General features: G+C 73.1%; 6 protein-coding genes. 3 read left to right on the top strand and 3 right to left on the bottom strand.

Annotation, left to right across the window (positions count from 1 at the left end):
- Window positions 1–75: 75 nt before the first annotated feature.
- From clpB to DKT69_RS23180, 3 genes are all read right to left on the bottom strand, one after another.
- On the bottom strand, window positions 76–2667 hold the full coding sequence (clpB, locus tag DKT69_RS23190) for an ATP-dependent chaperone ClpB (protein ID WP_109803614.1): 2592 nt from the start codon (window positions 2665–2667) through the stop codon (window positions 76–78).
- Window positions 2668–2752: 85 nt separating this feature from the next.
- Window positions 2753–3856, bottom strand: coding sequence for a beta propeller repeat protein (locus tag DKT69_RS23185; RefSeq protein WP_146231185.1), 1104 nt, complete (start codon window positions 3854–3856; stop codon window positions 2753–2755).
- Between the two features lie 281 nt (window positions 3857–4137).
- Window positions 4138–5016 (bottom strand): beta propeller repeat protein, encoded by an 879-nt coding sequence (locus tag DKT69_RS23180; protein ID WP_109803612.1) that lies wholly within the window; start codon window positions 5014–5016, stop codon window positions 4138–4140.
- 65 nt (window positions 5017–5081) lie between these two features.
- Here DKT69_RS23180 and DKT69_RS23175 point away from each other — a divergent pair, with 65 nt between their 5' ends.
- From DKT69_RS23175 to DKT69_RS23165, 3 genes are all read left to right on the top strand, one after another.
- Window positions 5082–5582 (top strand): cation:proton antiporter regulatory subunit, encoded by a 501-nt coding sequence (locus DKT69_RS23175; RefSeq protein WP_109803611.1) that lies wholly within the window; start codon window positions 5082–5084, stop codon window positions 5580–5582.
- A gap of 5 nt (window positions 5583–5587) precedes the next feature.
- The gene (locus DKT69_RS23170; RefSeq protein ID WP_109803610.1) at window positions 5588–6796 is read left to right on the top strand and encodes a cation:proton antiporter; all 1209 of its coding nucleotides are present in this window, start codon (window positions 5588–5590) and stop codon (window positions 6794–6796) included.
- A gap of 180 nt (window positions 6797–6976) precedes the next feature.
- Window positions 6977–7408, top strand: coding sequence for a hypothetical protein (locus tag DKT69_RS23165; RefSeq protein WP_109803609.1), 432 nt, complete (start codon window positions 6977–6979; stop codon window positions 7406–7408).
- Window positions 7409–7675: the final 267 nt, after the last annotated feature.

The following is a 7675-nucleotide window of genomic DNA, read 5'->3' as shown; positions in this document are numbered from 1 at the left end:
GGTCACCGCCGCCTGACCCCGTCCCCACCCGGCCGGGTCCCGCGGGAGGCGGAACCCGGCCGGGTGGGGACGGGGTCAGGCGGCGGTGACCGCCAGGGAGTCCTTGCTGTCCGCAAGGTCGACCTTGACAGTGTCGCCGTCGCGGATCTGGCCGGCGAGCAGCGCCTTGGCGAGCTGGTCGCCGATGGCCGACTGCACCAGGCGACGCAGCGGGCGGGCGCCGTAGATCGGGTCGTACCCGTGCTCGGCGAGCCAGGTGCGGGCCGCCTCGGTGATCTCCAGGCCGAGCCGGCGGTCGGCCAGCCGGCGGCGCATCCGGTCGAGCTGGATGTCGACGATGGCGCGCAGGTCGTCACCGCGCAACGCCGCGAAGACCACGATGTCGTCGAGGCGGTTGAGGAACTCCGGCTTGAAGTGCGAGCGGACCACCGCCAGCACCCCCTCGCGGCGCTGCTCCTCGGCCAACGTCAGGTCGCTGATGACCGACGACCCGAGGTTGGAGGTGAGGATCAGGATCGCGTTGCGGAAGTCCACCGTGCGGCCCTGGCCGTCGGTGAGCCGGCCGTCGTCGAGCACCTGGAGCAGGATGTCGAAGACGTCGGGGTGGGCCTTCTCCACCTCGTCCAGCAGGATCACCGAGTACGGCCGGCGGCGCACCGCCTCGGTGAGCTGGCCGCCTTCCTCGTAGCCGACGTACCCGGGCGGGGCGCCGACCAGGCGGGCCACGGAGTGCTTCTCGCCGTACTCGCTCATGTCGATGCGGACCATGGCCCGCTCGTCGTCGAAGAGGAACCCGGCGAGCGCCTTGGCCAGCTCGGTCTTGCCGACCCCGGTCGGGCCGAGGAAGAGGAAGCTGCCGGTCGGTCGGTCCGGGTCGGCGACGCCGGCCCGGGCGCGGCGGACCGCGTCGGAGACCGCGCCGACCGCCTCGGACTGGCCGACCACGCGGGCGCGCAGCGACTCCTCCATCCGGAGCAGCTTCGCGGTCTCACCCTCGAGCAGCCGTCCGGCGGGGATGCCGGTCCAGGAGGCGACCACGGTGGCGATGTCGTCGGCGCCGACCTCCTCCTTGAGCATCGCGCCGTCGGCCTGGAGCCGGGCCAGCTCCTCCTCCGCCCGGGCCAGGTCGGTCTTGAGCGCGGGGATCCGGCCGTACCGCAGCTCGGCGGCGCGTTCCAGCTCGCCGTCGCGCTCGGCCCGCTCGGCCTCGCCGCTGAGCCGCTCCAGCTCCTCCTTGGCGGTGGAGAGCTTGGTGATGTGGCTCTTCTCCAACTGCCAGCGCTCGGAGAGCACGGTGAGCTGCTCGCGCTTGTCGGCCAGCTCCTTGCGCAGCCGCTCCAGCCGCTCGGCGGAGGCGGCGTCCGGCTCCTTGGCCAGCGCCATCTCCTCGATCTCGAGCCGGCGCACCGCCCGCTCGATCTCGTCCACCTCGACCGGCCGCGAGTCGATCTCCATGCGGAGCCGGGACGCGGACTCGTCGACCAGGTCGATCGCCTTGTCCGGCAGGAACCGGTCGGTGATGTAGCGGTCGGAGAGGGAGGCGGCGGCCACCAGCGCGGCGTCGGTGATGCGGACGCCGTGGTGGACCTCGTAGCGCTCCTTGAGGCCGCGCAGGATGCCGATGGTGTCCTCGATGGTCGGCTCGCCGACCAGCACCGGCTGGAAGCGGCGCTCCAGCGCCGGGTCCTTCTCGATGTGCTCGCGGTACTCGTCCAGGGTGGTCGCGCCGACCATCCGCAGCTCGCCGCGGGCCAGCATCGGCTTGAGCATGTTGCCGGCGTCCATCGAGCCCTCGCCCTTGCCGGCGCCGACGACGGTGTGCAGCTCGTCGAGGAAGGTGATGACCTGCCCGTTGGAGTTCCTGATCTCCTCCAGGACGGACTTCAGCCGCTCCTCGAACTGGCCGCGGTACTGCGCGCCGGCCACCATCGCGCCGAGGTCCAGCGACACCAGCTTCTTGTCCCGCAGCGACTCGGGCACGTCACCGGCGACGATCCGCTGGGCCAGGCCCTCGACGATCGCGGTCTTGCCGACGCCGGGCTCACCGATCAGCACCGGGTTGTTCTTGGTACGCCGGGACAGCACCTGGATCACCCGGCGGATCTCCGAATCCCGGCCGATCACCGGGTCGATCTTGCCGTCGCGGGCGCTGGCGGTCAGGTCGACGCCGTACTTGGCCAGCGCCTGGTAGGTCTGCTCGGGGTCGGCCGTGGTCACCCGCCGGTCGCCGCCGCGGACGCTCGGGAACGCGGCGACCAGGTTCTCCTCGGTGGCGCCGACGGACTTCAGCGCGCCGGAGACCGCGCCACCCACCCGGGCCAGGCCGGCGAGCAGGTGCTCGGTGGAGGTGTACTCGTCGCCCAGCGGCCGGGCGATCTGCTCGGCGGCGCCGATGGCGTTGACGAACTCGCGGGCCAGGGTGGGCTCGGCGATGCTGGAGCCGCGCGCGGCGGGCAGCGCGTCGACCGCACGCTGGGCGGTCCGGCGCAGCTCGGCGGGGTCGGCCCCGACGGCGCGCAGCAGGCCGGCGGCGGTCGAGCCCTCGGTGTCCAGCAGCGACAGCAGCAGGTGCCACGGCTCCACCGTGGCGTGGCCGCGCTCGTTCGCCAGCGCGACGGCGCCGGTGATGGTCTCGCGGCTCTTGGTGGTGAGACGTTCCGTGTTCATGGGCTCCCCCGGATCGGCGTGTCCACTAGGAAGGACACAACCAGAGTTGAGCCTATTCCGCTCAACTCCAACGGTGTGACCTGGCTCACCCTTTCACCAGGGTCACCTTGGCCCAGCGCCGGTTGGCGGTCCACCCGGTGCCGAGGATGACGTCGTCCGGTCCACGGGCGGCGATCGTGCCGTCGGCGAGCACCGTGAGGTAGTGCTCCGCCGTGAGCGGCCAGTCGAGGTGGTAGTAACGGCCCCCGGCCACCATGCCCGCGCCGTCGGGCCCGGTCACCGCCAACAACCCGACCCCGATCGGCGCCACCGACCGGGCCTGCGCGGGATGCCCGACGGCCGGCTCCGGCTCCCAGGACCGTGAACGGACAAAGCGCCACAGCGCCGGGAAGCGGGTCCGGTCCGGCCGCTCCCCGATCAGCCAGCCCGCGCCGTCGGGGGCGAAGGCGATCCGCACCATCCCCACCTCGTCGCCGGAGAACGGCACCGCGCTGCTCAGCCAGTGCCGCCCCCGGTCCCGCGACACCGCGGCGTACGGCCGGCCGGCGGCCGCACCGGCCGCCACGATCAGGTCGCCGTAGTGCCCGACTGTGTTCAGCCCGCGCACGGACGGCTGGACGGCCAGTGGGCGCAGTTGCCGGCCGTCCCACTCACCGACTTCGCCCAGGCCCTCGATGACCTGGTAGTCGCCCCTCGCCGCCACCAGCGGCAGCGGCTCCGCGCCGGTGGTGTGAGCGAAGGTGGCGCCGCCGTCGGTCGAGGTGTACCAGCCGTACGGCTCGGCGAGCAGCACCAGCGCCCCCGGTACCGCGTAGAGCTGCTGGTCCTGCGCGACCGGACGGGGATGCCGCAGCGCCCGCCAGGAGTGTCCACCGTCGACGGTGGCGTAGAGCAGTGCGGGGCACCCGCGACCGGGCGGCTGCCCGGCACAGGCGGCGAAGATCGCGTAGCCGTGCTGCGCGTCGGCGAACTCGACGAACGGCTGGTCGTACCGCTGGGGGACGGCGACCCGGACGTGGCGTACCTCGTCGAAGCCGACGACCCGGGGCGGCGCCGGTGCGGTCACGACCGGGCGGTGCGACGCGGACGCCGGGCTCGGCGGCGGCCGGCGGACGTCCCCGATCGAACAGGCCGCCAGGACCGGCACGAACAGCAGTGCGGTCACCGAGCGGGCTGTTCGCCGATCCATGGCGCCTCCAGCACACCGTAGCCGGCCTCACCTGGGTGCGAGTACGTGTGAACAGACTGTCCTATCGACATCGGGAGGGGTAGCGATGTGACCCGGTCACTTGTCCGTCGACGGGCGCCGCCGCTCCAGGATCACCCGTACCCAGTGGTCACCATCGCGGTCGCCCAGCAGCACGTCCTCCGGTCCGCGTGCCAGCAGCGTGCCGTCGAAGAGGAGGGTCAGCCGGTGGTTTCCCCGCAGCGGCCACGACTCGTCGATGTAGTGACCGCCGGGGGCGGTGATCAGACCCCGCCGTCGGGGCCACTCACCGCCAATCGGCCCTCGCCGAAGGGCACCAGCGACACGAAGGGCTCGGGGTAGCGGTCCACCATCAGCGGTCGCCAGTCGCCGTCGTAGTGCCAGAGGGCGGGGAATCCGCCCGGATCCCGCCGCTCACCGATCAGCCAGACGTCGCCGCGCACCGACGGCGCCACCCGGATCCCCACAATCTCCCCGTCCGGGGTCGCCACCCGGGGCCGGCGCCAGTGGGCGCCCGCGTCGAACGAGACGGCGAGCACCGGTCGCCCGTTGGCGACGGAGGCCGCCACCACCAGCCCGTCGCTGCCGTACACGCTCTGCGGACGGGACAGGGGCGGCTGGACCGGCAGCGGCCGCCAGACACCCCCGTGCCACCTGACGAGCCGGCCGGTGCGGTCGTCGACCTGGACCTGGCTGCGCAGCGCCCGTACCACCGGGGGCAGGGTCGCGCCGCGCTCGTGCCGGAAGCTGCTCCCGCCGTCCAGGGAGAAGTACCAGCCGTCCCCCGGCACGAAGAGGACCGGCACGTCCACCGTGACCTCGAGCCGCTGCCCACTCGCCAGCGGGCGGGGATGCGGGACCCGGTGCCAGGACCGCCCGCCGTCCGCGGTGGCGAGGAGCAGTGCCGGACAGTCCGGCGCGGGCGGCTGCCCGCCGCAGGAAGCGAAGAGGGCGTACCCGTGGAGGGCGTCGCCGAACTCGACGTACGGCCGGTCGTACCCGTTGGCGACGGCGAGCTGAACGCGGCGAACCTCGACCGGGTCGGCGGTCCGCGGCGGGGCCGCCGGAAAGAACGGGTGCGGTGCCGGCTGCCCCGCGTCGACGATCGTCCAGGCCGCCGCCGCCGCGAACAGCACGAGCAACGCGACCAGCGAAGAAGATCTTCGCGGACTCAATCCAACCTCCGGGGCACAGTAGCCTTACCTGGGTGCGAGTACGTGTCGAACAGACTGCCCTGCCGGGGATCGGCGTACGTCACGATCTGGTGACGGAATCGGGCCGCCGGCTGGGGGTGGTCTCCCACCGCAACGGCCGCCGGGACCTCGTCCTGTACGACCCGGACGATCCGGACGCCTGCCAGGCCGACATCCCGCTCACCGACGACGAGGCCGAGGCGCTCGCCGACATCCTCGGCGCGTCGCTGATGCTCGGCCAGCTCTCCGGGCTGCGCGAGCAGGCCGCCGGGCTGCTCACCGAGCAGATCGCCATCCCGGCCGGCTCGAAGTACGTCAACAAGCGGCTCGGCGACACCAGGGCGCGTACCCGCACCGGCGCCTCCATCGTGGCGGTGCTGCGGCAGGGCGAGGTGATCGTCTCGCCCGATCCCACCTTCCGCTTCGCGGCCGGTGACGTGGTGGTCGTGGTCGGGACCCGGCAGGGTCTCGACGGGGTGACCGCCGTCCTCGCCGACAGTGACCCGGACGGCTGAGGCGGATGCACGAAACCACCACACTGCTCGTCGAGGTCGGCGCGCTGCTGCTCCTGCTCGGCCTCCTCGGCCGGCTCAGCCGTCGGTTCGGCGTCTCCCCGATCCCGCTCTACCTGCTCGCCGGCCTCGCCTTCGGTCACGGCGGCCTGCTGCCGCTGAACGCCAGCGAGGAGTTCTTCGCCGTCGGCGCGGAGATCGGCGTGATCCTGCTGCTGGTCATGCTCGGCCTCGAATACAGCGCCAACGAACTGGTCGGCAACCTCCGCTCGGCGGCCCCGGCCGGCTTGATCGACGCGGCGCTCAACGCCCTGCCCGGCTTCGGGTTCGCGCTGCTGCTCGGCTGGGGCTGGGTGGCCGCGGTGGTGCTCGCGGGCGTCACCTGGGTCTCCTCGTCCGGGGTGATCGCCAAGGTCCTCGGCGACCTGGGCCGGGTCGGTAACCGGGAGACCCCGGTGATCCTCTCCGTGCTGGTGATCGAGGACCTGGCGATGGCGCTCTACCTGCCGCTGGTCACCGCGCTGTTGGCCGGCGTCGGCCTGGTCACGGGCGGGATCGCCCTGGCCGTCGCGGTGCTCACCGTGGTGCTCGTGCTGGCGGTCGCCATCCGGTACGGCCACCTGATCTCCGCGGCGTTGTCCGCCAAGGATCCGGAGGCCCTGCTGCTCGGGGTGCTGGGCCTGACCCTGCTGGTCGCCGGTGTGGCCGCCAAGCTCCAGGTCTCCGCGGCGGTCGGCGCCTTCCTGGTCGGCATCGCGCTCTCCGGGCCGGTCGCGCACCACGCCACCGAGCTGCTCTCCCCGCTGCGGGACCTCTTCGCCGCGGTCTTCTTCGTCTTCTTCGGCCTGGTCACCGACCCGCTGGACATGCCGCCGGTGCTGCTGCCGGCGCTGGCGCTGGCCGTGGTGACCATGGGAACCAAGCTGCTCACCGGCTACCTGGCCGCCCGGCGGGCCGGGATCGCCGAACCCGGTCGCTGGCGGGCCGGGTTCGCGCTCACCCCGCGCGGCGAGTTCTCCATCGTCATCGCCGGGCTGGCGGTCGCCGCCGCCCAGCCGGTGGAGCCCCGGCTGGCGGCGCTCGCCACGGCGTACGTGCTGATCACCGTGGTGACCGGGCCGATGCTGGCCCGGCTGCCCGACTTCCCCTGGTTCAAGCGCTGGCTGCGGCGGCGCAGCCAGCTCCGCCGGCCGGAGCCGGCCCCGGCGGCTGACTGACGCCGGTCGATGCTTTCCGGGCCGGGTCGGCCGTACGGTGGACCCGGCCCGGCCGTCCGTTGCCGAATCGGTCCCGGACAGGTCTTCCGCCGCCGAGCGAAACCGCGTTACCGTGTCGCCCCAGCAGCCAGGGTCTGCGGGTGGCCGGTGCCCCCGCCAGCGGTAGCGGAAGGTTGGCCGGTGAGCGTGCAGGAGTCGACGTTCCACGGCTTTGCCAACCCCGTTGATCCGTCACCGACGGAGCTACGGGCCTGGGCGTACCAGCCGGATTCCGTGCCGCTGGCCTCGATGCCCCCGGACTGGGACCTGCTGGTCGCCGGCGACCACCTGGTGACGACGCTCTTCGAGCTCGCGATGGACCCGGCCTGCCCGGCCCGGCGGTTCGCAATGCACTGCCTCTACATCTACGCCGCCGACGGCATCCGGACGAACTTCCGGGCCCACCCGAAGCGCCGCTTCCGGAAGCTGGTCGAGCAGGCCGAACGGGGCGGCGACGAGCTGATGCGCAACTGGGCGCACAACAGCCGCGTGCTGCTGGCCCGGCCGGATCTCTTCGTCTACCACGACTGGTGCGAGGGCGGCCTGGTCCGGGAGAACCGCCGCATCCGCTGAACCACGCCTCCCGGCCCGCGCCACTTCCCCGATCTGACGGTTTCCAGCCGCCACGGACCCCACCACCTCGGCGATCCCCTGGCGGCCCCGGCCGCACCCCGAGCGGGCGAACGGGCCGGGACCCCCTCGCAGCGCCCCTGCGTCCCGGCCCGCACCTCCGGAGAAAGGCGAACGGGCCGGGACCCCCTCGCAGCGCCCCTGCGTCCCGGCCCGCACCTCCGGAGAAAGGCGAACGGGCCGGGACCCCCTCGCAGCGCCCCTGCGTCC

It is taken from the genome of Micromonospora sicca (genome assembly GCF_003172935.1).
GTDB lineage: Bacteria > Actinomycetota > Actinomycetes > Mycobacteriales > Micromonosporaceae > Micromonospora > Micromonospora sicca.
This window is presented reverse-complemented; position numbering and strand designations above follow the sequence as displayed.

Excerpts from the sequence above, each read along its gene's own strand:
- clpB (WP_109803614.1), bottom strand. The coding sequence starts at position 2,667 with ATGAACACGGAACGTCTCACCACCAAGAGCCGCGAGACCATCACCGGC.
- DKT69_RS23185 (WP_146231185.1), bottom strand. The coding sequence starts at position 3,856 with ATGGATCGGCGAACAGCCCGCTCGGTGACCGCACTGCTGTTCGTGCCG.
- DKT69_RS23170 (WP_109803610.1), top strand. The coding sequence starts at position 5,588 with ATGCACGAAACCACCACACTGCTCGTCGAGGTCGGCGCGCTGCTGCTC.